The 24,511-nt window shown below is 71.4% G+C and carries 31 protein-coding genes and 3 tRNA genes; 18 read left to right on the forward strand and 16 right to left on the reverse strand.

The features are described from left to right. Positions 1-7: 7 nt before the first annotated feature. From AB0C28_RS30755 to AB0C28_RS30765, 3 genes are all read left to right on the forward strand, one after another. Positions 8-80, forward strand: a tRNA-Leu gene (locus AB0C28_RS30755). Positions 81-102: 22 nt separating this feature from the next. Further along, positions 103-175, forward strand: a tRNA-Glu gene (locus AB0C28_RS30760). 4 nt (positions 176-179) lie between these two features. Then, positions 180-255: transfer RNA gene (locus tag AB0C28_RS30765), tRNA-Arg, on the forward strand. A 15-nt stretch (positions 256-270) separates the two neighbouring features. Here the strand turns inward: AB0C28_RS30765 and AB0C28_RS30770 are convergent. Together AB0C28_RS30770 and AB0C28_RS30775 are read right to left on the reverse strand one after the other, a co-directional pair. Further along, the gene (locus AB0C28_RS30770) at positions 271-918 is read right to left on the reverse strand and encodes a transcriptional regulator (protein WP_358079412.1); all 648 of its coding nucleotides are present in this window, start codon (positions 916-918) and stop codon (positions 271-273) included. Continuing rightward, positions 915-1,310, reverse strand: coding sequence for a DNA-binding protein (locus AB0C28_RS30775; protein WP_357861069.1), 396 nt, complete (start codon positions 1,308-1,310; stop codon positions 915-917). Before AB0C28_RS30775 ends, AB0C28_RS30770 begins: the two co-directional genes overlap by 4 nt. Before the next feature lie 59 nt (positions 1,311-1,369). Here AB0C28_RS30775 and AB0C28_RS30780 point away from each other — a divergent pair, with 59 nt between their 5' ends. Beyond that, entirely contained in the window at positions 1,370-2,521 is a 1,152-nt protein-coding gene (locus AB0C28_RS30780) for a PEP/pyruvate-binding domain-containing protein (protein WP_358079414.1), read from the forward strand. Positions 2,522-2,536: 15 nt separating this feature from the next. Next, positions 2,537-3,139 carry a histidine phosphatase family protein gene (locus tag AB0C28_RS30785; RefSeq protein WP_357861063.1) on the forward strand — a complete coding sequence of 201 codons (603 nt, stop codon included), beginning with the start codon at positions 2,537-2,539 and terminating at the stop codon, positions 3,137-3,139. A gap of 42 nt (positions 3,140-3,181) precedes the next feature. On the opposite strand, the gene AB0C28_RS30790 is transcribed toward AB0C28_RS30785, so the two are convergent. The 9 genes from AB0C28_RS30790 to AB0C28_RS30830 all read right to left on the reverse strand — a co-directional run bounded on the left by AB0C28_RS30790 (position 3,182) and on the right by AB0C28_RS30830 (position 8,864). Continuing rightward, positions 3,182-3,793, reverse strand: a complete 612-nt coding sequence (locus AB0C28_RS30790) for a VOC family protein (RefSeq protein WP_358079415.1) — start codon at positions 3,791-3,793, stop codon at positions 3,182-3,184. Positions 3,794-3,889: 96 nt separating this feature from the next. Further along, positions 3,890-4,585, reverse strand: a complete 696-nt coding sequence (locus tag AB0C28_RS30795; RefSeq protein WP_358079417.1) for an SDR family oxidoreductase — start codon at positions 4,583-4,585, stop codon at positions 3,890-3,892. Positions 4,586-4,627: 42 nt separating this feature from the next. Beyond that, complete coding sequence (locus AB0C28_RS30800) at positions 4,628-5,464, reverse strand: NAD(P)-binding domain-containing protein (RefSeq protein ID WP_358079419.1); 837 nt, start codon at positions 5,462-5,464, stop codon at positions 4,628-4,630. Further along, positions 5,461-6,516 carry an LLM class flavin-dependent oxidoreductase gene (locus AB0C28_RS30805; RefSeq protein WP_358079420.1) on the reverse strand — a complete coding sequence of 352 codons (1,056 nt, stop codon included), beginning with the start codon at positions 6,514-6,516 and terminating at the stop codon, positions 5,461-5,463. Before AB0C28_RS30805 ends, AB0C28_RS30800 begins: the two co-directional genes overlap by 4 nt. A gap of 72 nt (positions 6,517-6,588) precedes the next feature. Next, positions 6,589-7,152 carry an NAD(P)H-dependent oxidoreductase gene (locus tag AB0C28_RS30810; RefSeq protein WP_357861049.1) on the reverse strand — a complete coding sequence of 188 codons (564 nt, stop codon included), beginning with the start codon at positions 7,150-7,152 and terminating at the stop codon, positions 6,589-6,591. 233 nt (positions 7,153-7,385) lie between these two features. Further along, positions 7,386-7,811, reverse strand: coding sequence for a helix-turn-helix domain-containing protein (locus AB0C28_RS30815; protein ID WP_358079422.1), 426 nt, complete (start codon positions 7,809-7,811; stop codon positions 7,386-7,388). Between the two features lie 94 nt (positions 7,812-7,905). Continuing rightward, positions 7,906-8,052: a hypothetical protein gene (locus AB0C28_RS30820; protein ID WP_357861044.1), complete on the reverse strand. Its 147-nt coding sequence runs from the start codon at positions 8,050-8,052 to the stop codon at positions 7,906-7,908. Between the two features lie 51 nt (positions 8,053-8,103). Continuing rightward, complete coding sequence (locus AB0C28_RS30825; protein ID WP_358079424.1) at positions 8,104-8,463, reverse strand: hypothetical protein; 360 nt, start codon at positions 8,461-8,463, stop codon at positions 8,104-8,106. Beyond that, a complete protein-coding gene (locus tag AB0C28_RS30830; RefSeq protein ID WP_358079426.1) occupies positions 8,460-8,864 on the reverse strand; it encodes a GntR family transcriptional regulator in 405 nt (134 codons plus the stop codon). The genes AB0C28_RS30825 and AB0C28_RS30830 overlap by 4 nt, the downstream gene beginning before the upstream one ends. 147 nt (positions 8,865-9,011) lie before the next feature. Between AB0C28_RS30830 and AB0C28_RS30835 the strand changes: the two genes are divergently transcribed. Then, complete coding sequence (locus AB0C28_RS30835) at positions 9,012-10,916, forward strand: alpha/beta fold hydrolase (protein ID WP_358079428.1); 1,905 nt, start codon at positions 9,012-9,014, stop codon at positions 10,914-10,916. Here AB0C28_RS30835 and AB0C28_RS30840 read toward each other — a convergent pair. Next, positions 10,900-11,772 carry an aldo/keto reductase gene (locus AB0C28_RS30840; protein ID WP_358079430.1) on the reverse strand — a complete coding sequence of 291 codons (873 nt, stop codon included), beginning with the start codon at positions 11,770-11,772 and terminating at the stop codon, positions 10,900-10,902. The genes AB0C28_RS30835 and AB0C28_RS30840 overlap by 17 nt on opposite strands. A gap of 119 nt (positions 11,773-11,891) precedes the next feature. Beyond that, positions 11,892-12,338 (reverse strand): helix-turn-helix domain-containing protein, encoded by a 447-nt coding sequence (locus AB0C28_RS30845; RefSeq protein WP_358079432.1) that lies wholly within the window; start codon positions 12,336-12,338, stop codon positions 11,892-11,894. Positions 12,339-12,613: 275 nt separating this feature from the next. Here AB0C28_RS30845 and AB0C28_RS30850 point away from each other — a divergent pair, with 275 nt between their 5' ends. The 3 genes from AB0C28_RS30850 (at position 12,614) to AB0C28_RS30860 (ending at position 14,674) form a co-directional block, all read left to right on the forward strand. Further along, a complete protein-coding gene (locus tag AB0C28_RS30850; protein WP_358079434.1) occupies positions 12,614-13,471 on the forward strand; it encodes a nitroreductase/quinone reductase family protein in 858 nt (285 codons plus the stop codon). A gap of 266 nt (positions 13,472-13,737) precedes the next feature. Then, positions 13,738-14,376, forward strand: a complete 639-nt coding sequence (locus AB0C28_RS30855; RefSeq protein ID WP_358079436.1) for a helix-turn-helix domain-containing protein — start codon at positions 13,738-13,740, stop codon at positions 14,374-14,376. A 4-nt stretch (positions 14,377-14,380) separates the two neighbouring features. After that, positions 14,381-14,674 carry a DUF6204 family protein gene (locus AB0C28_RS30860; protein WP_357861021.1) on the forward strand — a complete coding sequence of 98 codons (294 nt, stop codon included), beginning with the start codon at positions 14,381-14,383 and terminating at the stop codon, positions 14,672-14,674. Here the strand turns inward: AB0C28_RS30860 and AB0C28_RS30865 are convergent. Next, a complete protein-coding gene (locus AB0C28_RS30865) occupies positions 14,671-15,357 on the reverse strand; it encodes a hypothetical protein (RefSeq protein ID WP_358079438.1) in 687 nt (228 codons plus the stop codon). The genes AB0C28_RS30860 and AB0C28_RS30865 overlap by 4 nt on opposite strands. 66 nt (positions 15,358-15,423) lie before the next feature. After that, the gene (locus AB0C28_RS30870) at positions 15,424-16,008 is read right to left on the reverse strand and encodes a TetR/AcrR family transcriptional regulator (RefSeq protein WP_358079440.1); all 585 of its coding nucleotides are present in this window, start codon (positions 16,006-16,008) and stop codon (positions 15,424-15,426) included. 89 nt (positions 16,009-16,097) lie between these two features. Between AB0C28_RS30870 and AB0C28_RS30875 the strand changes: the two genes are divergently transcribed. From AB0C28_RS30875 to AB0C28_RS30890, 4 genes are all read left to right on the forward strand, one after another. Then, complete coding sequence (locus AB0C28_RS30875) at positions 16,098-16,586, forward strand: hypothetical protein (protein ID WP_358079568.1); 489 nt, start codon at positions 16,098-16,100, stop codon at positions 16,584-16,586. A 189-nt stretch (positions 16,587-16,775) separates the two neighbouring features. Continuing rightward, positions 16,776-17,189, forward strand: a complete 414-nt coding sequence (locus tag AB0C28_RS30880; protein WP_358079571.1) for an erythromycin esterase family protein — start codon at positions 16,776-16,778, stop codon at positions 17,187-17,189. 24 nt (positions 17,190-17,213) lie between these two features. Then, positions 17,214-17,984 (forward strand): RNA polymerase sigma factor, encoded by a 771-nt coding sequence (locus AB0C28_RS30885; RefSeq protein ID WP_358079442.1) that lies wholly within the window; start codon positions 17,214-17,216, stop codon positions 17,982-17,984. Then, positions 17,975-18,265, forward strand: coding sequence for a hypothetical protein (locus AB0C28_RS30890; RefSeq protein WP_358079444.1), 291 nt, complete (start codon positions 17,975-17,977; stop codon positions 18,263-18,265). The genes AB0C28_RS30885 and AB0C28_RS30890 overlap by 10 nt, the downstream gene beginning before the upstream one ends. A 47-nt stretch (positions 18,266-18,312) precedes the next feature. Here the strand turns inward: AB0C28_RS30890 and AB0C28_RS30895 are convergent, their stop codons facing one another. After that, positions 18,313-19,395: an SIS domain-containing protein gene (locus AB0C28_RS30895; RefSeq protein WP_358079446.1), complete on the reverse strand. Its 1,083-nt coding sequence runs from the start codon at positions 19,393-19,395 to the stop codon at positions 18,313-18,315. Positions 19,396-19,460: 65 nt separating this feature from the next. Here AB0C28_RS30895 and thrC point away from each other — a divergent pair, with 65 nt between their 5' ends. From thrC to AB0C28_RS30920, 5 genes are all read left to right on the forward strand, one after another. After that, positions 19,461-20,525 carry a threonine synthase gene (gene thrC / locus AB0C28_RS30900; RefSeq protein WP_358079448.1) on the forward strand — a complete coding sequence of 355 codons (1,065 nt, stop codon included), beginning with the start codon at positions 19,461-19,463 and terminating at the stop codon, positions 20,523-20,525. Positions 20,526-20,961: 436 nt separating this feature from the next. Then, on the forward strand, positions 20,962-21,138 hold the full coding sequence (locus AB0C28_RS30905; RefSeq protein WP_358079450.1) for a hypothetical protein: 177 nt from the start codon (positions 20,962-20,964) through the stop codon (positions 21,136-21,138). A gap of 103 nt (positions 21,139-21,241) precedes the next feature. Continuing rightward, the gene (locus AB0C28_RS30910) at positions 21,242-21,847 is read left to right on the forward strand and encodes a biotin transporter BioY (RefSeq protein WP_357861001.1); all 606 of its coding nucleotides are present in this window, start codon (positions 21,242-21,244) and stop codon (positions 21,845-21,847) included. 7 nt (positions 21,848-21,854) lie between these two features. Next, complete coding sequence (locus AB0C28_RS30915) at positions 21,855-23,237, forward strand: class I adenylate-forming enzyme family protein (RefSeq protein WP_358079452.1); 1,383 nt, start codon at positions 21,855-21,857, stop codon at positions 23,235-23,237. Position 23,238: 1 nt separating this feature from the next. After that, positions 23,239-24,420 (forward strand): thiolase family protein, encoded by a 1,182-nt coding sequence (locus AB0C28_RS30920; RefSeq protein WP_358079454.1) that lies wholly within the window; start codon positions 23,239-23,241, stop codon positions 24,418-24,420. The last annotated feature ends 91 nt before the right edge of the window (positions 24,421-24,511 follow it).

The following is a 24,511-nucleotide window of genomic DNA, read 5'->3' on the forward strand; positions in this document are numbered from 1 at the left end:
TTTCAAAGCGTCCGTGGCCCAATGGCAGAGGCACCGGTTTAAGGAACCGGACGGTGCGGGTTCGAATCCCGCCGGACGTACGAACCTCCGTCACGGAGGCTTGCCCCGTTGGTCCAGCGGTCAGGACGCCCGGCTTTCACCCGGGAAATCGCCGGTTCGAGTCCGGTACGGGGTACTGCGGCCTTATAGCTCAATGGGATAGAGCGCCGGCCTACGAAGCCGGGTCTGTTGCAGGTTCGAGTCCTGCTGGGGCCACTCATCGTCGGCTGTTCAGAAGTCGCCGGGTTTCTCCGCGTACCGATCGACGCCGAGGGTGGCGATGAGGTCTTCGTGGAGCTGGAACCAGACCCGGTGGCACGAGTCCACGTCGGTCGTGTCGATCCAGCTGTGCTCGCCGCGTATGGCCCGGCTCAGCGCCGCCACATAGCGATCGGTGTATCCGTCGAATCGGGGGAGCACGCCGGAAAGGCGATCGGCCAGAGGGGCGAGTTCGGCGCCGAGTGTTGTCAGCTCGTCGAGGATTCGGCTGTCCCATGAACGGTCGCTGTGATCGTTGGGTGCGAACTGGTCGGTGTCGGTCGGTCTGATCTGCCAGTCGGTGACGGCGCGTACCAGCCGGGCGTTGAGTGGGAGAAAGGCGCGGTAGACGGCTGCGATCGTGTTTTCGGGGTCGGCGTGCTTGCGCTCGGCCGCGAGCTGACGTTCGTTCTCGGTTTTTCCCGCGTCGGTCAGTGACCAGCCGCCGAGGTCGGCGAAGGCGAGGTGCTGCACCCAGCCCGCACGCTCGGCCTCGTGCAGAAGGCGCAGCGCTTCGCCGGAATCTGTGCCGGCGCGTGCGGCGACCGCGTCGGTGTCCGCATAGCCGATGAGTCGTACCGCGTGCAGGACGAGCAGTTCCGGCGCTGACTGGTTGCTCATGCTCGTTTGTCCTGCCGGGCGGTGAGACGGTTCACGTACTGCTGGCACGCCTGCGGAGAATTGAAACCCATGGCGTCCGCGATCTGCGCCCACGTCAATCCCGCGCTGCGGGCGACGAAGAGCAGCCCGGTTTCCACGCCCTCGATCTCGGCCCGTGCCGCCGGGATCAGCGCGAGTGCGCTCAGCAACTCGTCGGGGCCGAGGTCCGCGGCGCGCCAGAGTGCGTACTGCGTCAGGTCGGTTGCGGTGGGCGGCGCCGGTGCGGGGCGCCATGGGCGTGGTTCGAGGTGATCCGCGCCGATGGCCAGGATGCGCTCCCGGGCGTCGCGTTCCCGTTGCGCCTGCGCGTGGTCGGCGCGGCCGGCGCGGTCGAGGTCGTGCTTGCGTTCCATGCGCCCCATCCTGTTAGCATCAACATAATGTTGTCAATCTTATGTTGATGGAGGATGCGATGCTGACGGCACTCGCCGACGCGACGCGCGCGGGCTGTGGAGGGAAGGCGGCGACGCTGGGCGTGCTGCTGCGCGAGGGGCTGCCGGTGCCTGATGGGTTCGTCGTTCCGCATGACGGCGAGCGCGGCCCGGAGGTCCCCGAGCTGCTTCGCGGCGCGGTCGCGCGGGAGCTTGGGCGGCTGGGTGATCCCGTGGTGGCCGTGCGGTCCTCGGCCATGAACGAGGACACGGCGGAGGCGTCGGCGGCAGGTCAGTACGAGAGCGTCATCGGCGCTCGCGGAACGGCGAACGTATGCGAAGCGATAACCGCCTGCTGGGCGTCGGCGAATGCCGCGAGGGTGAATGACTATTGGGGTCGGGCAGCGGTCGGCTCCGCGCCGTCGTTTTCTGGCATGGGCGTTCTGGTGCAGCGCGTGATCGAGGCTGAGATATCAGGGGTCATGTTCACGCCTCAGCGGCCAGGTGACTCCACTCGGATCGAAGCGGCCTGGGGTCTTGGGCTTACCGTCGTGGGCGGAATGGTCACCCCTGACGCGTATGAGGTCACGGCGGATGGGTCCGTCCGCTGCACGGTCGGCAGCAAAAGAATCCGTATCGATCTCGACCCTGTGCGCGGTGGTGTTGTCGAAAGTGCCGTTACGGATGAGCGGCAGCCGGCGCGAGCGCTGGACGGCGACACGACGGTGATATTGGCGGAGCTCGGACGTCGGATCGCGGAGATTCAGGGCGGCCCGCAGGATATCGAATGGGCGGTCGCGGGCGGTGTCGTATGGGTGCTGCAAGCGCGCCCGGTCACCGCAGCACTTCCCGCGCTCCACTCTCCTGCCGATGAACGTGCGCTGACGGGAACGCCGGGATCACACGGAATGGTCATCGGGGCCGCGCGAATCGTTCGTGGCCCTTCGGACTTCAAAGCCGTGCGGCCCGGCGAAATCGTGGTGTGTCCGTACACGGATCCGGCCTGGACGCCGTTGTTCAGGATCGCCGCGGGGGTCGTCACCGAAACCGGCGGTGCGCTGTCGCACGCCGCGATCGTCGCCCGCGAATACGGCATCCCGGCCGTGCTCGGCGTAGCCGGCGCGCTGAATCGGATGGAGAACGGCCACCGGATCGCCCTCGACGGAACCGCGGGAACCATCACCCTCCTGTGAAAGGACCAGGCGTTCATGGCGACCCGATATCTCTACCTCGCCCGGCACGGTCACGCCGACGCATTCGGCAATCTCACCGACACCGGCCGCGAACAAGCCCGGTCGCTGGGAAAGCGTCTCGCCCATCTTCCCATCGGGGCCGTGTGGCACTCCCCGCTGCCACGAGCCGCCGATACAGCCCGTGAAATCGGCCTGTTCCTCAGAGGAATCACCTCTGTCGCGGAGGCCGCCGAACTCATCGACCACGTGCCCTACGTTCCGGAAAGGGAGGAGATCCCGCCGTCATGGAGGTCGTTCTTCGACGGCTATTCCGCGGAGGACGCGGCGGCGGGCCAGGAGATCGCCCGGAGCCTCACCGCTCGATTCGCGCACGCGCCTGAGTCGGAAAGCGATGTGCACGAAGTCCTCATCACCCACGCCTATCCGATCGCGTGGCTCATCCGCGATGCCCTTGACGCGCCATCCGTACGCTGGCTCGGACTCAGCAGTGCCAACGCCGCCCTCACCGGCATTCACTACCGGCCGGGCGCGCCCCCGAGCATCGGCATGTTCAACGACATGAGTCATCTCCGCCCCGAACTCCGCTGGACGGGCTTCCCGCAGGCCCCGCGCCCCTGAATCCGACATTCGCCTGGCGCCCCCGACGCCGGCGATCGGTGGTCACGACGGCAGGCCGGTTCCGGCCTGCTCGCGTACCAGGTAGTCGGCGTACCAGTCCGGCCAGTCCGGGTCCTCGGCGCCGATGCGGGCCTCGTGCTCGCCGTGTGCGGCGGCGGCGCGGCGCAGGGCGGCGGCCAGATCCGCGGTCGAGGCGAACGTGGTGGCCGACGGGTCCAGCCGGCCCGGGAGCCGGGTGGTCACCTCCTGCAGCACCCAGCCGTTGCCGTCCGGATCGCTGAACGACAGGAACGAGCCGTAGCTGCCGCGCTCCGGAGCCGGGCCGGGGATCCGGGCGTCGTCGCCCCCGTGGTGGAAGACGCCCCCGGCGTCGTGGAAGACCTTGCTCGGCGCGGCGCCGAGTCGCTTGAGCTCGTCGTACGCGGCCGCGATGTCGTCCACGATCAGGTGCAGGCCCTGAGCCGAGCCCGGCGCCTGGGACGTGACGGACGTGCCGAAGATGACCGAGGCCGGCGAGCCGGGCGGGGTGACCTGCACGACCCGGAAGTCCGGGCCCGTGCTGACGTCGGCGTCCAGCCGCCAGCCCAGCCCGGTGTAGAAGTCCTTGGCCCGGTCGACGTCCGCGACGGGCACCACGACGACTTCGAGTTTCATGTCCATGACGTGCGCCCCCGCGCTTGCTCGTAGGTCGGCCCGACGTGTCGCCTGCCCCGGGCCGCTTCGGGAAAACTCCTGGTCATCAGTGACACCTCAGGCGGAAGGCGGTCCGGCCGGCTGCGACAGCGCGGCCTTGGCCTTGCGGGTCTTCTCATCGGCCAGCAGTTCGTACTGATCGGCGAGGAGGGCGTCCATGACCTGCTCGGCCAGGGCGTCGGCGCCGATCTTCGGGGCGTCGACCCAGGCGCTGAGGTCGGTGTCGACGAACCCCACGTGCACCCCGAGCACGAGCGTTCCCTGCGCGTGCAGCGCCTGGCGCAGCGAGTCGGTCAGCGACCACTGCGCGGCCTTCGACGCCGCGTACCCGGGGAAGTCCGGCCGACCGCCCCAGGAGGCCACCGACAGCACGTTGACCAGGGCTCCGCCGCCGTTGCGGGCCAGGATGGGCGCGAACGCCCGCGAGACGGCCCAGGTGCCGAAGTAGTTGACCTCCATCGCCTGACGGGCGCCGTCGAAGGAGCCCTCCAGCAGCCCGGTGCCCACGCCGCCGACGCCCGCGTTGTTGATCACGATGGTGACGTCGCCCGCGGCGGCCGCGGCCGCCGCGACGCTCTCCTCGTCGGTGACGTCCAGGCGCAGCGGAACGAGGTCGGCGTCCGACACGTTCGCCGGGTCGCGGACGCCGGCGTAGACCTTCGCCGCGCCGTGCTCGACGAGCGCACGGGCCAGCGCGCGGCCGATCCCGCGATTCGCGCCCGTCACGAGGGCGACCGATCCGTTGATGTCCATGGTTGTTCTCCGTGCTCCCGCGTCATTCGGCTGAGTTGAGAATCACAACTCAGCCGTCCCCGAGGTGAACGTCTCCCCACCTCGGGGACCTTCCCCTCGCCTGGCGTGAAGTACCTCACGTCCGCGCGGCGACGCCGGGAAGCGGTCGAGCATGGCGCGCAGCTCAGGGGCGGTGACGTTCGCGCCGAACGGCTCCGTGCCCGGCTCCAGGCGGATGCCCTCGGCGAGCGGCCCGGCGGGCACCGGGTCGAAACCGAGCGCGTCCACGAGGGCGGCGACGACCGCGACGTCCGCCGGATCGTCGCCGGCGACGGCGATCGCGGCACGCCCGGGGGCGCCGGCGGGCCGGGCGCCCGCTTCGAGGTCGTGGTAACCCATGTGGTTGAACGCCTTCACCACCCGGGCTCCCGACAGGAACGCCTGGACGATCTCGCTGGAGGACGTACGCGGGTCGGTGAGGTCCTCGCGCACCCCGTCGATCTCCCACCAGTAGTTCATCGCGTCGATCACCAGCTTGCCCCGCAGTGCCTCGGCGGGCACCTCGCGATGCCGGCCGAGAGGCAGAGCGAGCAGCACGACGTCCGCCTCGGCGGCGGCCCGCGCCGCCGTCACCGCCTCCGCGCCGGGGGTGACGACCTCGACGATGAGCGAGATCCGCGCCGCCTCGCCGGAGCCGGCGATCAGGACGCGGTAGCCGGCTGCGACAGCGAGGCGGGCCAGCACGGTCCCGACCTTGCCGGCACCGAGGATGCCGACAGTGCCGACGGTGGTGCTCATGGCGGTGCGTATGGTGCGCGTGCCGCCGGGTTCCATGTGCGGCGCGGAGACGGGGTCGCTCAGCGAGCCGCCCGGGTCGCCGCTTCGAAGCTCGTCTCTCATCGGGCCACCTGCTCCGGGGCGGCGAGAAGTTCCCGTACCCGCGGCGCGACCTCGCGGCCGAGCAGCTCGATCGTGCGGGCGCGGGCGTCACGCGGCAGCCGCATGATGTCGTACTTGAGATCGAAACGGCTCAGCCGCAGCTCGCGAGCCACCCGGACGATCTTGCGGGCGACCGTCTCCGGCGAGCCGACGAAGAGCGCGCCGTGCTCCAGCTCGGCCTCGTAGCGCCGCCGATCGGGCGCGTAGAAGCCGCGCTCGGCCGCCAGCGCCGCGACGACCGGCTGCCAGTACGTCCACCAGGTCTCGATCGCCTCCTCGTCGGTGTCGGCCACCAGGCCCAGCGAGTGCTGGCCGATCGGCAGCTCGGGATGGCCGAAGCGGTCGAGCGCCTGGAGGTAGAGGTCGACGTTGCGGGCGAAACGCCGGGGCTGCCCGCCGATGATGGCCATCATGAGCGGCAGGCCGTGCCGGGCGGCGCGCACCACGGAGTCCGGCGTGCCGCCCACGCCGATCCAGGTCGGGATGCCGCCGGGCCGCATGCGCGGGTGCGGCCGGTGCCCGGTGAGCGGCGGCCTGACGGTGCCCGACCAGGTGACCCGCTCCTCGCGTTCGAGCCGCAGGAACAGGTCGAGCTTCTCCTCGAACAACCGCTCGTAGTCGGCCAGGTCGTGGCCGAACAGCGCGAACGACTCCGTCGCCGAGGCGCGGCCGAGCACGATCTGGGCACGGCCGCCGGACACCGCGTCGAGGGTGGAGAACTCGTGGTAGAGCCGGACGGGATCGTTCGTGCTGAGCACGGTCACCGACGTGCCGAGCCTGATGCGGCGTGTGGCGGTGGCCATCGCGGCCAGCAGCACCGGCGCGGCGGAGTCGTTGTGACCCTCCCGGTAGTGCTCACCGACGCTGAAGACGTCCAGCCCCGCCTGGTCGGCCAGCCGGGCCTCCTCGACGAGCAGGCGCAGGGTCTCGGCGTCGCCGAGCTCGCGCCCGCCGTCGGTGGCGATCTCGCCGAACGAGTTGAGCCCCAGCTCGAAAGGTACGGATTCGCGCACGGTTCCTCCTGTGGTGTGGCGAGACGATCGGCGCCGGCCGGGGCGCGCGACGGCCCCGGCCGGGCACGGGGATCAGGCGGCCTGGCGCAGCGGGGCCAGGGCGCGGCTCCAGGCCAGCACCTCGTCCAGCATCGTCGTCAGGGCCGCGATCTGGTGCTCGCCGGCCGCGAGCTTGCTGAAGCCCTCGAAGTCGGTGAACAGCGACAGCGTCACGTTGGTGCGCACGTCCGCGAGCTTGAGCTCGCCGCCGATCAGCCGCAGGTGCTCCGCCGCCCGGGCGCCGCCGACGCTGCCGTAGGAGACGATGCCGAACGCCTTGTTGTTCCATTCGGCGTTCAGGTAGTCGATCGCGTTCTTCAGCACGCCGGAGGTGGAGTGGTTGTACTCGGGCGTCACCATGACGAAGCCGTCGAAGGAGCCGATCTTGGCCGACCACGCCTTGGTGTGCTCGTTGCGGTACTGGCCGTAGGCCGGGGGCATGGGCTCGTCCAGGTGCGGCAGCGGGTAGTCCAGCAGGTCGACGAGCTCGAAGACGGCGTCCGAGCGCCGGGAGGCGTGCTCCAGCACCCAGTGCGCCACCTGCTCCCCGTTGCGTCCTGGACGGGTGCTGCCGAGGATGATGCCGATGCGGGTCATCGCGGGTCCTTTCGAAGATTCCGATATGCGGCGGCCCGTGTGCGGGCACGCCGAAGAAGCCCCGGGACAGGGGGCGAGCGGAAAAGCGTCACGGGACGAGGCACGCGGGCACGGGGCGCCGTTTCGAACGGGCGCCGGGTGCCGATGGCCTCGCAGTACTGACTACAGGCCGCTGATCGGTAACTTCAACTGAACCGCGGTCACATGGAGTGAACCGCCTCAGCGGGAGGGGCTCAGTCCGTGCCCTCGTCGTCCTCGCCGCCGGTGGCCCGGTCGAAGGCGTGGCGGTTGGCGCGGATGGTGCTCTGGTTCTCGGCCGTCCATTGGGCGAGCGCCAGCACGGGGTCGGACAGGCTGCGTCCGAACGGCGTGACCTCGTACTCGACCCGGGGCGGGATCTCCGGATAGGCCACGCGCCTGACCAGCCCGTCGCGTTCGAGGCTGCGCAGCGTCAGCGACAACATGCGGCGGGAGATGCCGGGCGCGGTGCGCAGCAGTTCGGTGAAGCGCATCGGCTTGTCGTCGAGCAGCCCGATGAGGATCAGGCTCCACCGGTCGGCGACCCGGTCGAGGACCGACCGGAGGACGTCGGGGTCGTGGTCGAGGCACATCCGGCCCCGCGAGCGCAGCACCCTGTCCGCTTCGCTCTGGTGCGACATGGGTCCCCCGTCTCCGTTGTCACGCGTAAGTGACCAGGTCACGTTGCTGTTACCGGCCGTCGAAGGGTACATCAGTCACGGAAAGCGACATTCCTCAGGTGGCGGGAACATCGATCACGTGGAGCAGGGCCAGCAGCACCGGCACGGCCACCCCGGCCAGGACCGCCCACGTGGCGGGGTTGCCGAGGTTGAGGGTCCAGCGGCCGCCCAGGCGCGCATGGACGAGGATCGCCGGATCCATCCGATTGGCGTAGATCGTCCCGGCGAGGCGCCAGTAGCGGTCGTCGTCGCGTTACACGAAGCCGGACTCCTGCTCCTCGCCCGGCTCCGGCGGCAGCCGGTGGCCGGCCTCGCCGACCCGGATCCCGAAGAACAGGAACGCGCCCCCCGCGACGGTCAGGGGCAGCCAGGTGAGGGTGGTCACCCGCACGCTGGACGGCACGATCTCCCACAGCTGCAGGGCGAGCAGCAGGGTCAGGTCAGCGCAGACCACTCCGATCAGGAGCAGCCTGGTCAGGCCGCTCAGGTAGACGCGGTAACGGCGGGCCGAGCCGGCCGGGCCGGCGGCGTCCAGCTCGGGCCTGGCACGCAGCAGCGCGGCGGCCGTGAGCAGCGCGACCAGGGACAGGCACGCCAGAGCGATCATGATCATGTCGGGGTTCTTCCTTTCCTGGTTCCGAACGAGTCGAGCACCTCGCCGCACTGACGCAACGTCTCCTGCTCGCCGAGGCCGTGCACCGTGGCCTCGGCGAGCAGCGTGCGCAGCCGCGCCTGCCACTCCTCGGCGAAGCCGGCCTCCGCGGGGCCCGAGGCGGGGTCGCGGCGCACCACCGCTCCGCTCTTGCGGTTGATCCGGATGACCCCCTGCTGGCGCAGCAGGTCATACGCCTTGTTCACGGTGTGGAAGTTGATCGCCAGGTCGGCGGCCAGCTGCCGGGTGGAGGGCAGCGCCGATCCCTCCACCAGATCACCGTCGGCGATGGCCTCGACCACCCGATCGCGGATCTGCTGGTAAATCGGCACCTCGCCGTCGAGGTCGATCGTCAGAAGCACACTTGCAGTCTATCTGATATAGATGAACTATAACAGATAGAGAAGGCGGCGCTTTCCGCGTCCCTGATCCCGCGGACGTGCGTCGAGGTCCCGGCGTCCGCGGGCACGCGCCACGTTCGGCATCCCCGCCAGGAAAGGACCAGCTCCATGCGTTCGAAAGTCTCCGATCCTCCCGTCGTCAGCGCGCGAGACGGCCGCGCCAGCCTTCGCCGGCGCGAGCTGACGGTCTTCCTGCTCCTCGCCTTCGGCGTCCCGTGGCTGCTCTGGCTGCTGCGCCTGCTCACCGGCATCGACGTGGTCGCGGCGGGCGGCATGCTCGCGGCCGGCCTGGCCACGTTCGTGGCCGTTCGCTGGGCCGTTCGCTGGGCCGGGCGGTGGGCTGGGCGGCCGGGCGACATCCCGCGCGACACCGCGCTGACTCCGCTGCGTCCGGCGCGGCGGCTCGTCCGCTACTGCGTGATCGGCCTGGTGGCCCCGCTCGTCCTCGCGTTCCTCGCGATCGCGATCGGCGCTCTGGCCGGCGTGTACCCGCTCGACCTGGAGAACTTCTCCGGGCTGCGCGGCATGTACGCGCCGGACACCGCCGGCGAGACCGGTGCGCCCGTCGGGGTGATCCTGTCCGCGCTCGGGACCGGTTTCGGGCTGTTCCTCCTGCTGCTGCCGCTGGCGTTCTGCGAGGAATGGGCCTGGCGCGGCTTTCTGCTGCCCCGGCTCCGCCCGCTCGGCCTGTGGCCGGCGCTGCTGCTCAGCGGCCTGATCTGGGGGTTGTGGCACCTGCCGGGATACGTCGGCACGAACGCGAACGCCGGGCTGATCCCGTTCCTGGTGACCGTGATGTTCTACGGCGTCCTGCTCGGCTGGCTGCGCCTGGCCTCCGGGCTGATCTGGCCTGGCGTGATCGCGCACGCGACCAACAACACGCTGATCACGGGCTTCGTGAACGTCGTGTTCGCCGCCGACGACCAGCGGGCGTTGAGCAACCCCTGGACCATCGGGCTCAGCGGCTGGCCCGGCTGGCTGGTCATGCTCGCCACCATCGCCGCCCTCGTCGTGACGGGCGCGTTCCGGCTGCTGGACGACAGCGGTTCGCGGAAGCCTCGGCGGCGGATCCTCACCGCGGTCCTCGCGCTCGCCGCCGTGGCCGCGCTGGCCGGAGCGTCCGTCGAGAACTCACTCGCGCCGACGGACGCCCGGCGCTTCCCCGCGCCGGGCCGCCTCGTCGGCGTCGGCACGCACCAGCTGCACCTGCGCTGCCTGGGCAGCGGGCGGCCGACGGTCGTCTTCGAAGCGGGATGGGGTGACTCGTCCACGACCTGGGACGATCTCCAGCGGCGAACGGCCGACTCCGGGCAGCGTTCCTGCGCCTACGACCGGGCGGGCTATGCCTGGAGCCGGCCCGGACCGGGCGTGCGGGACGTCTCCGCCGAGGCGGCCGACCTCGTGGCGGTGCTGCGGAACGCGGGGGAGCGCGGGCCGTACGTGTTCGTGGGGCATTCCTGGGGCGGGCACATCCTGCGGCTGCTCCGCGCCCGGTGGCCCGGGGGCGTGGCCGGGCTTGTGCTGCTCGACGTCGCCGACGAGCGGAGCGGCACGAATCCCGCGACCCCCGCGACGGTCCAGGCGAACGTGTGGTCCTTCCTCGCCGGCGCGGGGCTGCTGCGTACGGGAGCGTGGATGATCGACCCCCGGGAACCGCGTCTCACCCGCGACAACGTGCCTGTCGTCTTCGGCCCGGGCACCTGGGCCGCCGCCGCGGCCGAGATGCGCGGATTCGACATCAGCACCCGTACCGTCCAGGACCTTCCGCGCGAACCGGGATCATGGGGCTCCCTGCCCCTGACGGTCGTCAGCGCCGGCGGCAACCGCGAGAGCGCCGAGCACCTCGCTCAGATCGCGAAGCTCTCGACCCTGGGGCGGCACGTCGTCGCGCCCACCACGGATCACTACCTGCATCTCGCGGATCCCGCGCTCGTGTCACGGGAGATCTCCCGGGTCGCCGGTCAGGCCCGGGAGCAGGAGCTCGGGCGGGACGGCGTCACTTCGACGAGCTGACCGCCGCGGTCAGCTCGGCGACGTCCTCGTCGGTCAGGTCGAGGCCGGCCGCGGCCACGTTCTGCTCCAGATGCTCGATCGACGAGGTGCCGGGGATCGGCAGCATCACCGGTGAGCGGTGCAGCAGCCACGCGAGCGCGAGCTGCGACGGCGTGGCCGACAACCGTGAGGCGATCGCGTCGAGCGGCCCGCCGGGCTTGACCAGCCCGCCGGTGGCCAGCGGGAACCACGGGATGAACGCGATCCCGTGGCGCTCGCAGTGGTCGAGTACCTTCTCCGCGGCCCGGTTGGCCAGGTTGTAGAGGTTCTGTACGGAGGCGATCGGGGCGACGGCGCGGGCCTGCTCGATCTGCTCGACGGTGACCTCCGACAGGCCGATGTGCGCGATCTTACCCTCGTCCTTGAGCGCCTTCAGCTCGCCGACCTGGTCCTCGATGGGCACCTCCGGGTCGACGCGGTGGAGCTGGAACAGCGGGATCCGATCGAGGCCGAGGACGCGCAGGCTCATCTCGCACTGCTGGCGCAGGTAGGCGGGCCTGCCGACGGGCGTCCACTGGTCGGGGCCCTGCCGGGTGAGGCCGGCCTTGGTGGCGATGACGATGCTCTCGTTGTACGGGGCGAGGGCACGCTTGAGCAGCGGCTCGGCGACCAGCGGGCCGTAGGAGTCGGCGGTGTCGAAGAGCGTCACGCCGAGCTCCGCCGCGCGGCGCAGTACCCGTACGGCTTCGTCCTCGTCGGCGGGAGGCCCCCACACGCCGGGCCCGGTCAGCTGCATGGTGCCGTAGCCGAGCCTGGTGACGGGAAGGACATCCTCGATCATGAATTGGCCGGATGCGTCGGCTCGTACGGTGGTCATCACGGTTTCCTTTCGCTGCCGGTCCGCCGAAGCTGTGGGCGTGCGGGGTGGCTCTGCCCGGTGGGCCCGCGCCCTATCTCAACCTGCGGCAAAGCCCTGTCCTCGATCACGGGTGGAGATCACGGGCGGACGTCCAGCAGGACGTCATCGCGGGCCACCTCGTGGCCGGCTTCGTCGACGAACGCGACGCGCACCGGCTCGCCGGTGGAGCGGCTCCTGCGCAGGGCCGAGGGCCCGGCCGGACGGGCGCGATGCGTGTCACCCCACTGCTGCAACGCGCCGAGCACCACGCTCAGGTCGGCGCCCGCCTTGGTGAGGTGGTAGCTGCGGCGCTGCCTGCTGCCCGGCTCCTGGTAGGTGAGCGTGCGCACCACCCCGGCGCCGACCAGGGTCTTCAGCCGCGTGCTCAGCAGGTTGGGCGCGATGCCCAGGGAGTCCCTGATGTCGGCGAAGCGGTGCCTGCCCAGGAAGAGCTCGCGCAGGATCAGCAGCGTCCACCGCTCTCCGAGGATCTGCAGGCTCCGCTCGATCGAGCAGGTCGGCTCGTCGGCCGTGACGGTCATCATGCCTCCTCTCCACCGATGACTATCGTTACTGTACTCAGCCCTCACGTGACGGCGCCCGGTTGACAGTCGCCCGCGAATATGGGCGTAATGGCGGTCGCGTCGCGTGTCACCGCCGGGAGGACGGACGGAGGCATGGAGGCGCCGTACCAAAGGGGATTGACGTGATGGCCACTCACACCACCGGTCGTGCCTGAGCACACCGCGCCCGCGCGTCTCCCCATGCCTTCTGCGGTGTCGTAGCACCCGTACGGCGGGCATGCCCGCGCGGGTCTCCCATGTCATCGACACCCACCCGCGAGGAGCCGGTACTCAGCATGCCCATGAGCTTCAACCAGCAGATCATCGACGAATTCCGTGCCAACAAGGGCCTGGTCAGCGGCCCCTTCGAGGGAGCCAGGCTGCTCCTGCTGACCACGGTCGGCGCCAGGACGGGCGCCCCGCACACCACCCCGCTCGGCTGCCTGCCCGACGGCGACCGCAGCCTCGTCATCGCCTCGGCGGGCGGCGCGCCCCGGCACCCGGCCTGGTACCACAACCTGCTGGCGAACCCGCAGGTCACCGTGGAGGACGGCGCCTTCACCTACCAGGCGGAGGCCGTCGTGCTGGAGGGCGAGGAACGCGAGCGCCTCTTCGCCCGCGCGGTCGAGGCCGACCCCGGCTGGGGCGCCTACCAGGAACGCTCCGGCCGCGTGCTGCCGGTCGTGGCGCTGCTGCCGATCGACGCGGGCCCGCCCAGCGGCTCCCTGGCCGACGCCCTGATCACCGTGCACGACGCGTTCCGCCGCGAACTGGCCCTCATCCGCGCCGAGACCGCCAGGTCGGGCCCGCGCGTGGGCGCGCAGCTGCGGGTCAACTGCCTGACGCTGTGCCAGGGCCTGGACGTGCACCACTCCCGCGAGGACTCGTTCATGTTCCCCGCGCTGGAGCACCAGTATCCGGAGCTGGCGCCGGCGATGGAGCGGCTGCGCGCCGAGCACGAGGTGATCGCCCGGCTGCTCGGCGAGCTCAAGACACTGCTCGACCGTACGGACGTCGCCCCCAGCGAGCTGCTGGCCGAGGTGGGCCGGCTGACCGGGGAGCTGGAGGCCCACCTCGACTATGAGGAGAAGCAGCTCGTACCACTGCTGACCTGACCTTTTCGGGGTGCCTCTGTGACAACGGGGACAGGCGAGACGTATGCTGATGGGGCGTCCGGGCCCGGCGCCACATCACTCATGATCCGCTCGACGACGGCTGCCGCCTGCGCGCGCCTCGTCCCCTTGAAGCGGGCATTCGTTGAAGCGGGCACTCGGCTCTTTGGGAAAGCGACCACCTTCGTACGGCCTCGCCTGCCCTGGGCTAAATCTACACTGCACTCCAAAAATGCAATGTACTTAAAGTTTGCAGTAGGCTTGACGTCATGGCGGAAGGATTGCGGGAGCGCAAGAAGCGGCAGACCCGGCGGCACATCTCGGAGGTGGCCATCGGGCTGTTCGTCGAGCGCGGCTTCGACAACGTGACGATCGCCGAGGTGGCCGAGGCCGCCGAGGTGTCGGTCAACACCGTCTACAACTACTTCCAGGCCAAAGAGGACCTGGTGCTGCCGCCGGAGGAGGCCTCGCCGCAGCGACTGGCCGGCATCGTGCGCGAGCGCGCCGCCGGCGAGTCGGCGGTCGGGGCGGTGCTGGCCCGGCTGCGCCGGGAGGTGCGCGGGCGCGAGCGGCAGGTCGGTCTGAGCGCGGGCTTCGGGCGTTTCCTGGAGATGATGCGGGCGGCCCCGACACTGAGCGCCCGGCTCGAAGACCTCGCCCACCAGATGACCGACGCGCTGGCCGCCGTACTGGCCGAGGAGACCGGCGCGGCGCCGGGCGATCCGGTGCCGCGCGTGGCGGCCTGCCAGCTCGCCGCCCTGCACGCGATGGTCCTGACCGAGATCGGCCGGCGCGCGGCGGCGGGCCAGGATCCCGACGCGATCGCCGCCGCCGTGCTGGATCTGCTGGACGCCGCCGAGAGCATGCTCGGCGGCAAACTGCTCGACTACGCGGTACGGAAGGACTGAGGTCGTGTTCAGAGTGACGATCAGGGGCAAGTTCCAGGACCTCGACGACGCGGGCCGGGCCGCCGTGCTGGCCGCGGGGGGCGCCGCCTTCACCGAGGCGGGGACGTTCACCCACGACGAGGGTGTGTCGGTGTTCACGTTCCGCTGCCAGGTGCCGGCCGGGCCCGACGACGGGGAGGACGAGGCGACCCTCGGGGCGATGATGGCCCTGGAGGCGCACGGCCACCCGCACGAGATCCTCCGGATCGGGGTCACGGACCTGCGCGACATCAAGATCCGCAACCGGAAGCGGGTCTAGGCGCCGGTCGCTGGATGCCGGGCGGGACGGCGTCTGTCGCCTTCCGGCGTGAACGTGAAGGTGTCCTTGAACGCGCCTCTTCCGGCGCGGACGGCCAGCAGGACAGGTTCGTCGTAGATGGGGGGCCGGGTCTTTTCGGCCTGCGAGTCGCTTCCGTTCCAGAAATGGAAGAAGACGATCGGCGCCGCCGCGTGCGAGGTCAGGTAGGCGAGCGTCTTGCCGAAATACGGGTTGGTGCCACCGATGAGAAGCGAGGGCGGGCCGAACAGCTCTCGCACGTCGGTGAAGGTGCGGTCGTGGGCGGCCCAGCCGACGAGCGTCCGGCGCATATCGGCGTACTCGTCGGGGGTCAGGGTTCTGTCGGCCTGTAACCACTCGCGATCGTGGGCGAGTTCGGCGTAGATCGATGCGACGCCATGGCCGCTGGAATCGGGTAGAACGGTGCTGATCGCTCCGGTTACACCGCCGCCGTTGAAAGCGCCCCGCGAGGTCAAGGTCCGCAACGCCTGCGCGAACTCCTCGTCCTGGTGTTCCGCGTAGGCCAGGTGGTCGAACAGCAGACGCAGGGCGATCTCGTCGCCGTACATGCCGGGACGGCGAAGCGCCTGGTTGAGCTGGTCTTTGAGGTAGGCACGGATCTCTGCGGAAGAACGTGGCGCGGAGGAGGTCGTCATGATGCTCATTTCATGTCGCTGCGGGCGGTGTGAGACGGCCTCGGTGATCGCGCTCCCGGGCGGATGCCGGCCTCTCTATGCGGGGGAGGGGCCGAGGCCGGTGAAGAGGGCGTCGAGGATGCGGTCGACGTACGCATGCGTCAAAGGCTCCTGGGTGATCAGGAGCTGGAAGTACAGCGGGCCGGACAGGATCGCCATCGCCAGGGTGAGGTCGAAGGCGGGCGACAGCTGACCCTCGTCGCGGGCCTTGCGCAGGCGGGCGACGGTTTTGTCCGCCTGCGGGCCGATGAAGCGTTCGTTGAGCGCGGCGGCGATCTGGGGGGCGTGCTGGGCCTCGCTGATCAGGGCCCTGAACAGGGGGCCGACTGGTGGCCCGGTCAGCAGGTCGACGGCCGAGTGGATCTGGGTGCGCAGGTCGGCCACGATGTCGCCGGTGTCGGGATAGTCCAGGGCGGGTTCGTTCACTGACAGCAGCGAGTCGAACAGCAGCGCCGCCTTGGACGGCCATCGGCGGTAGACGGTCTGCTTGCTGGCGCCCGCGCGGGCGGCGACCGCCTCCATGCTCAGTTTGGCGTAGCCGATCTCCTGGCCGAGCTCCAGCGTGGCCCGCATGATGGCCGCGGTCCTGTCGGCACCGCGACGGTGCGGCGTGTCGGTCATGACGACACCTTATCGGTACGGGACGTTCCGTACCGTTAAGTATGTCCCGTACCGCCCCACACCCTCATGGGAAAGAAGACGACTGCGTGATGGCCGTTTCCGCCGACCCGACCGTGCTGCGCCCCATGCCCGAGCACCCCCGTGTCGTGCTGCTCAAGCCGGTGGTCACCTCCCCGCTGATCGAGGTCGGCGAGTTCTCCTACTACGACGACCCGGACGATCCGACCGCCTTCGAGACCCGCAACGTGCTCTACCACTACGGCCCGGAGAAACTCGGCCCCTCGACCTTCCCGTTCCCGATCACGGGCGGCTCCTGGGCCGAGCACTTCGACCTCGTCACCGGGCTGCCGGGACGGGGTGACACCGTGGTGGGCAACGACGTCTGGTTCGGCTACCGGTCCATGGTGATGCCCGGTGTGCGCATCGGCCACGGAGCGATCATCGCCTCCGGCGCCGTGGTCTGGACGACGTGCCCGACTACGGGTCGGCGGCAACCCGGCCAGGCTCATCCGCCGTCGTCACAGCGACGCCGACATCGACCGCCTGCTGGCCGTGGCGTGGTGGGACTGGCCGCTTGAGCAGATCACCGAGCACGTACGCACGATCATGTCCGGCAGTGTCGCGGAGCTGGAGGAAGCGGCGGCCCTCAGCCGGTAGGGCACACCGCCGAGCCCCGCCCCCTTCACTTTCCACGATCAGAATCGAGCTATCAGCATGCCCGTTTCCTCACCGAGTTCGCGCTCCTGCGCCTGCGCATCCTGCGGTTCCTGGCCGAACGCTGCGGCTTCACCGTCCTGGCCTTCGAGTACGGCTTCAGCGAGGGCTTCCCCCTGGGCGCCTGGGCCCAAGGAGAAGGCCCGGACGACGAGCTGGCGGGCCTGCTCGCCACGTCGATCCCCGTGGGAGTCGAGGAGCCGCTGCGCTGGACGCGCCGGCACAACGCCTCAGCCGCCGAGCCGGTGCGCTTCGCCGGGATCGACATCCCGGCGGCCGGCGGGTCCTTGCTTCCTTGCCACCGCCACGCCCACGCTGCGCGAAGCCCTCTCCCACTGGTTCGGCCCCGAGGCAGCGGTCTGAAGCTCTCGGGCCGGGGCGGGGAGGTTCAGGGGAAGGCGAAGGCGGGCTGCGGACAACAACGGGGTGACGTTGTCCCGCCGACCTCAAGGCCCTTGAATGAATGAGTCGTACGCATGAATGAGCCGTCCATGACCGATCACCGGGACGTCGCCGCACCGCCGCAGGACGACGCCGTGGTGATCGAACGGTCCTGGGCCGAGCCCGAGCGTTTCGGCGCCGTCTTCGACGCGCATTATGCGGAGATCCACCGGTACGTCTCCCGCCGGCTCGGCCCGCAGGCCGGTGACGACGTCTCGGCCGAGACCTTCGCCCTCGCCTTCCGGCAGCGCCGCCGCTACGACGTGAGCCGCCGCAGCGCCCGTCCCTGGCTGTACGGCATCGCCACCAACCTCATCAACCGGCACCGCCGCGACGAGGTGCGCCTGCTTCGTGCGGTGGACCGGCTGCACCCGAAGGCATACCCGGCCCAGCGCCATTCCTTCGCGGCTCGCGCGGCAGAACCGGTGGCTACGTCGTGGAGGAGCGCAGCGAGTACTTCGCGTGGACGGGGCGCGCCCGCGGCGGGTTCCCCTTCGAGCTGGACGGTGGGCTCGTCAGGGGCGAGCAGGACGGTCCGGGCGAAGTCCGGCGCCTGGCGCGAGGACTCTCCCGGCTACCGGAGCGGCGGCACTTTCCTCATCAGCGGCGTCGGCCACTTCACCTACCGGGAACTGCAGGAGCTGACCGCCGATCCGGAGGAACTGCGCAAGCTGCTGTGCGAGGGCTCGGTCAAGTTCCCGACGGGCGGGTCCGGGCGCCGAGGCGCTGCGACGACCCCGCACAGGTGCTCAGCAGGGCCATCTTCGTCCTCGTGGACACGCCCGTGCCGCCCCAGGTGCGAGCCGGACTCATGCGTCTGATCACCGACTATCCGGGCGTACGGCAGCTCGGGGCCGTCACGGATCCGCTCGGCCGGCCGGCGATCAGCCTCGCGGCCACGTTCGGGAGCGCCGACGGGCGGGGGGAGATCCAGCGGGAGGTGCTCTTCGACCGGCGGGCCGGCAAGGTTCTGGGCAGCCGCGACGTCCAGCTCGTGCCCGGGGCTGACAGCGAGAAATGGCAGGTCGCCGGCCGGGTGCTGAACTACCGGGCGGTCCTGGACATGGGCTGGAGCGACACCAGGCCGGCCCTTCCCGGCTGAGACGGCTTGTCCCGGATCGGCGGGGACGGGGGCCTCGCCGATCCCGGTCACAACGTCTGGGTGAGCTCGTCGAGGGCGGCCAGGCGGCCGGCGGCGGACGGGGCCAGGCGGGCGGCCGTGGCGACGAGCAGGAGTTCGCTGACGGCGATCTCGTGGGCCAGCGGCGCGATCGGCCCGGCGGCCTCGCGCGGCAACCTGATGAGCACCTCCGCCTCGGCCGCCAGCGGCGATCCCCAGGCGTCGGTGACGAGCACCAGCCGGGCGCCCCTGGCTCGTGCGGCGTGCACGAAACGGGCCGTTCTGGGGGAGTAGCGCCGGAAGTCGTACGCCACGACCACGTCGGAGGCGGTGAGGTCGAGCACGGTACGGGCGCGGCCGGGGGCGGAGCCGGGCACCCGCTCGGCCCGGGGGCGCAGGCCGGCCAACTGGCGGATCAGGTAGTCGGCGGCCAGTTCGCTCAGCGGGCCGCCCAGCGCCCAGACGGAGCCCGCCTCGGCGAGCAGGGCGGCGGCTCGGTGGTAGAGCGGCTCTGGTACGGCGGTCAGGGTGCCGTCGAGCCCGGCACGCAGGTCTTCGGCGGCCTGCCACAACGAGGCGAGGCCCGCTCCGCCGTCCGACGCACTCGCGCCCACCTCGCCGGCCGACACACGTGCGCCCGCCGTGGCGCCCGACGCACGCGCGCTCGCCCCGCCGTCCGGGGCAACCGGTCCCGCCTCGCCGGACAGGGTGACCGCGCCTTCCTCGCCGGCCGGCGCGTCCGGATCTGCGGCTCCGCTCCGTACACCTGGACCTGCGGCTCCGACCGGGGCATCGCCGCCCGAGCGGCCTGTATGCGGACCGCCGGATTCGTTCGCCTGCGGCCGGTGGGTGATGAACTCCAGCAGCCGGGACCGATCCCGCGCCCCGTCCCGTACCGCCGCCTGGAAGTCGGCGAACCCGTCATACCCCAGCCGGTCGAACAGCCGCGACGCCGTCGGCGGGCTCACCCCGGCGCGCTCGGCGAGGGCGCGCAGCGAGCCCAGTGCGGCGAACGGATAGTCGTCGAGCAGCACCCGCACGACCGCCCGCTCCCCGGGCGGCAGCTCCGGATAGACGGCCCCGAGGCGGCTCGCGATCGGATCGTTCTCCATGATGACGAATGTTACATCAGTTCTGCCTTGACGACATGCACGAAACAGTTGTTACGGTGTGGGGCATGACTACCTGGCATGGTTTGCTGGCCAGCGGCTACCGGCGCTGGCTGCCGGTCACCGCCGACACCCCGTCGATCTCGCTCAACGAGGGCAACACTCCGCTGCTGCGCTCGGAGCACCTGTCCGACCGCACCGGCTGCGAGGTCTGGCTGAAGGTCGAGGGCGCTAACCCGACCGGCTCGTTCAAGGACCGCGGCATGACGGTGGCGATCAGCCGGGCGGCCGAAGCCGGCGCCGAGGCCGTCATCTGCGCCTCCACCGGCAACACCAGCGCCTCGGCCGCCGCCTACGCCGCCCGCGCCGGGGTGACGGCCGCCGTGCTGGTGCCCAAGGGCGGCGTGGCGCTGGGCAAACTGAGCCAGGCCGTACGGTACGGCGCCGAGATCGTCGAGATCGACGGCACCTTCGACGACTGCCTGCGGGTGGCCCGCGACCTGGCAGCCCACCACCCGATCGCGCTGGTCAACTCGGTCGGCAACGAGCCGCGCCTGGCGGGTCAGCGCACGGTGGCGTACGAGATCGTGGACGCTCTGGGCGGCGCGCCCGACGTGCACTGCCTGCCGGTGGGCAACGGCGGCAACATCACCGCCACCTGGGGTGGCTACCGTACGTACCGGGAGGCCGGTCTGTCGGACGGGCTGCCGCGCATGTGGGGTTTCCAGGCGGCCGGAGCCGCCCCGCTCGTCCACGGCGCGCCCGTCGCCGAACCGCGTACGGTGGCCGGCGCCATCAGCATCGGCCACCCCGCCACCTGGGACGGCGCGATCGCCGCCCGCGACCAGTCCGGCGGGCTGATCGGTGCGGTGAACGACGAGCAGATCCTGGCCGCGTACCGGCTGCTCGCCCGCCGCGACGGCGTCTTCGCCGAGCCGGCCTCGGCGGCGGGGGTGGCGGGGCTGCTCGACCGGCACGCGAAAGGTGAGCTGGAGCCGGGCCTGCGCATCGTGATCACGCTCAGCGGCAACGGGCTGAAGGACCTCGGCACCTCCATGCGCGACGGCTACACCGCCAAGGAGACCTCGGCGGCCACCACCGACGTGGCCCGCGCCCTACGCCTGGCCGCCTGACCCGGCCTCCTCCCCGCAGTGGGCCGCCGACAACCAGGACGATCTCATCGTGGCACTCAGCTCGGGAGCAAAATGCGTTGACGGGCGTGCCGGCCGCTGAGCGAGGATGGCGCGATGGAGTCGGGTTACGTCCTGGCCGGCTATCGGGTCGCCACAGCGTGTGATTTCCCCTCTTGGCAGGAGAACGGTCTTCCCGGTCCTCGGCTGCTGGCGATGAGCGACTGCATCGCGGACCTGGTGCCGGTGGATCCCGGTGGCTGGGACCACTGGTTCTCCTGGCCGACATCGCCGGCAGAGGCTGGGACGGCTGCCTCCACGAACGGGTTGACCGGCGTGAGAACTTCCCCGGCCCCGGCGAGAGGCGACTGGGTTTCGAACTGGTCGGCTTCGACGTCGGAAACTGGCACACCTGGACCTGCATGGGGGGCTCGTCACCGTGGTTCGCCAGGCCACCGGGGTCCGGCCGGGCCCCAACGGGCTGATCCAGGACGAGCAGGACGCGCGCCGGGCCGCTCAATGGCTGACCCGCTCGGGTCTCGGCGATCCGAAGGTGTTCCTCTGGGCGGCCGCGCTGCTCACCGAGCCCTCCGTGGGCGCTGCTCCAGGCGGCTGACGCACCCGGGGGGAGGCGGTATCGATCCTCGCAGATGATCGGCGGGATTGTTGTGGGATACCTCCATGCCCCCGCGTGACCGTTGTGGTGTGGGATCGACCCCATGACGAATGCAGGAAAGCAGCGCCGGTTCCCCACGGGGGACCTGGCGAGGGTGGCGGTGTTCGCGGCGCTGATCGCGGTCCTCGGCCTGCCCGGCACACTGAACGTCTTCGGCAACGTGGTCCCGATCACGCTGCAGACGCTCGGCGTGATGCTGGCGGGCACGATCCTCGGCTCGTGGCGGGCGGCGCTGGCCGTGGTGGTGCTGCTGGTGCTGGTCGCGGCGGGGCTGCCGCTGCTGGCCGGTGGGCGGGGCGGGCTGGCCGTCTTCACCGCGCCGTCGGCGGGGTTCCTGATCGGGTGGATTCCGGGCGCGGCGGTGACCGGCTGGCTGGTCGAGCGGGCGGGCCGACGCCCCGGCCTCGTCCCGCTGCTCACGGCGTGCCTGGTGGGCGGCATGGGCGTGGTCTACCTGTTCGGCATTCCCGTTCAGGCGCTGGTCACCGGGGTCTCGCTGGTGAGTGCGGCGCAGCTCACGCTGGTCTTCCTGCCGGGTGACCTGATCAAGGTGGTGCTGGCCGCCGTCGTGGCCAGAGGGGTGCAGCGGGCCTATCCGGACGCGGTGCCGGCCGTGCACCAGGAACGACTCCGCGCCGGGGGGCGTTGACCCTTCCATGCCCGTAGCGCAATATGTGATGTCGCACGCCGCCGAGCGCCCTTCCCGGCTCGCGATGCGCGGCCCCCTGAGCGAGCTGACGTACCAGGAGCTCGCCGACAAGATCAACGGCGCCGCCCGCCACCTGCTGGACCGGGGCGCGGGTCCCGGCGCGCTCGTCGGGATCGGCCTGGCCGATCCGGTCGAGCTGCTCGTCGCCGCGCTGGCGGCCGACCTGGCGGGGGCCACGCCCCTGGTGGGCGACCCCACGTGGGACGCCGGGCGCTGGGCGGGCGCCGCAGGCTCGGAGGCTCCGTTCCTGGTGAACGAGCCTCTGCCGTACGTGGCCGGCGCTCCTGTGGTGCATGAGCCCCGGCCTGGGGATCGGGCGTGGGCGTGTTTCAGCTCCGGCAGCACCGGCCGGCCCCGGGCGGTTGTACGCAGCCGGGCGTCGTGGACCGCCTCCTACCCGCACCTGAACGACCTGACCGGCATCGGGCCTGACGACGTGGTGCTGGTGCCGGGGCCGCTGCTCTCTTCTCTTTACTCCTTCGCCGCCCTGCACGCCCTGGCCGCCGGCGCGACGGCGGTGGTGCCCGGCCGCTGGCCCGGCGGGTCGCTGGACGCCCTCCTGGACGAGGCCACCGTCGTGCACCTGGTGCCGCACCGGCTGCCGGACGTGCTCGACCGGCCCGGCTCCCTGCGTACGACCGTGGTCGGCGGCGCGGCACTCGACCCTGACGTCCGGGCGGCGGCAATGCGGGCCGGGGTGCGGGTGGTGGCGTACTACGGGGCTACCGAGTTGTCGTTCGTGGCGGTGGACGCCGATGGTGGCGGGTTGCGTCCTTTTCCCGGCGTGGAGATCGACGTCCGGCGGATTGAAGGTCTCGCGGAGGGCCGGCTGGGTGAGGTTTGGGTGCGGTCGCCGTGGCTGGCCGAAGGGTACTTGGGCGGCGTGGCCGGGCCGTTGCGGCGGGACGGGGCCGGCTGGGTGAGCGTGGGCGACGTCGCGGAGCCGTACCGGGAAGGAGAGGTGCTGCGGGTGCGCGGGCGTGGCGGCGGCGCGATCCAGACCGGCGGCGCGACCGTTGTGCCCGAGGACGTCGAAGAGGTGCTGCGCAAGGTGCCGGGCGTGGGCGACATCGTGGTGGTCGGCTCGCCGCACCCGTCCCTGGGCGCCGTGGTGACGGCGATCATCGAGGCCGCGCCGCCGCCTCCACGTGCGCTCCTTGAGGCCACCGCCCGGGGACGGCTGGACGTCGCCCAGCGGCCCCGACGCTGGTACGCGGTGCCGAATCTGCCCCGCACCGGCACGGGCAAGCCGGCCCGGGCCCAGGTGGAGGCGCTGCTCGCCGCCGAGCTGGCGGGTCAGCCGGGCGACGGGTTGCGGCGGCTGGTCTGACATGGGCGACGACACACCTGTGGTGGTGGCGGCCCGGCGCACGCCGATCGGCACGGCCGGGCACGCGTACCGGGAGCTGAGCGTCGACCGGCTGGCCGCACCGGTGATCGCGGCAGTGGTCGCGGACGTGACTGGAGACCCGGCCCCGGACGTGACCGGGGACCTAGCTGAAAACCTGGCCGGGCGGCGGGTGGATGACGTCGTGCTCGGCAACTGCATGGGGCCCGGCGGCAACGTGGCCAGGATCTCGGCGCTGGCCGCCGGCCTGGGGCACGAGGTGCCGGGGCTCACCGTGGACCGGCAGTGCGGCAGCGGCCTGGCCGCGATCCTGCTGGCCGGGCAGGCCGTACGCGCGGGGGAGATGGACCTGGTGATCGCCGGCGGGGCCGAAAGCGCCTCGACCGCGCCGCTGCGCACGTTCAGGGGCGCGGCGGAGCCGTACGAGCGGGCGCCCTTCGTCCCCGACGGCCGTCCGGACCCGGACATGGGCCCGGCGGCGGAGGCGCTGGCGGCGGCTCGCGGCATCAGCCGCGAACGGCAGGACGCCTACGCCTGCCGCAGCCACGCCCGCGCCCTGGCCGCCCGCGCGGCCGGGCGGTTCGACGGGGAGATCGTCCCGATCGGCGGCCGGTCGGATGACCAGCGCCCGCGCCCGCTGCGGGCGGCGTCGCTGGCCCGGCTGCCTGCGGCTTTCGTTTCTGACGGTACAGTGACGGCCGGCAATTCCTCCCCGGTCAGCGACGGCGCCGCCGCCGTGGCCCTCGTGCCGGAACGGTCGCGCGGAGGCCTGCCGGGGATGCGGCTGCTGGCCGGAGCCGTCGTCGGGTGCGATCCCGCGCTGCCCGGCTGGGGGGCGGTGCCCGCGATCAGGCGGGTGCTGGAGCGTACGGGGGTGGATGTGGAACGGGTCGCGGCGGTGGAGATCGTGGAGGCGTTCGCGGCGCAGGTGCTCGCGGTCACCGACGCGCTCGGGCTGGATCCGCTGGGCGCCGACGACGAGCGGGTGTGCCCTGACGGCGGGGCGCTGGCGCTGGGCCATCCGTGGGGCGCGACCGGCGCGGTCGTGGTGACCAGGCTGTTCTCCAGGCTCGTACGCGCCGGCGCCTCCTCGGGAACGCTCGGCCTGGCGGCGGCCGCGGTCGGCGGCGGGCTGGGCGTGGCCGCGCTGTTCGAGGTGGTGTGAGGTGGGCACCGCACCGGCGCCTGCGGGGTCCGTCCGAGGTGGTGAGGTGAGCGTCGCACGGGCGCCTGCCGGTTCCGACGGCGGGCATCGC

Origin of the sequence: Nonomuraea sp. NPDC048892 (assembly GCF_040649735.1) — a bacterium.
In the GTDB taxonomy this organism is placed as follows: domain Bacteria; phylum Actinomycetota; class Actinomycetes; order Streptosporangiales; family Streptosporangiaceae; genus Nonomuraea; species Nonomuraea maheshkhaliensis.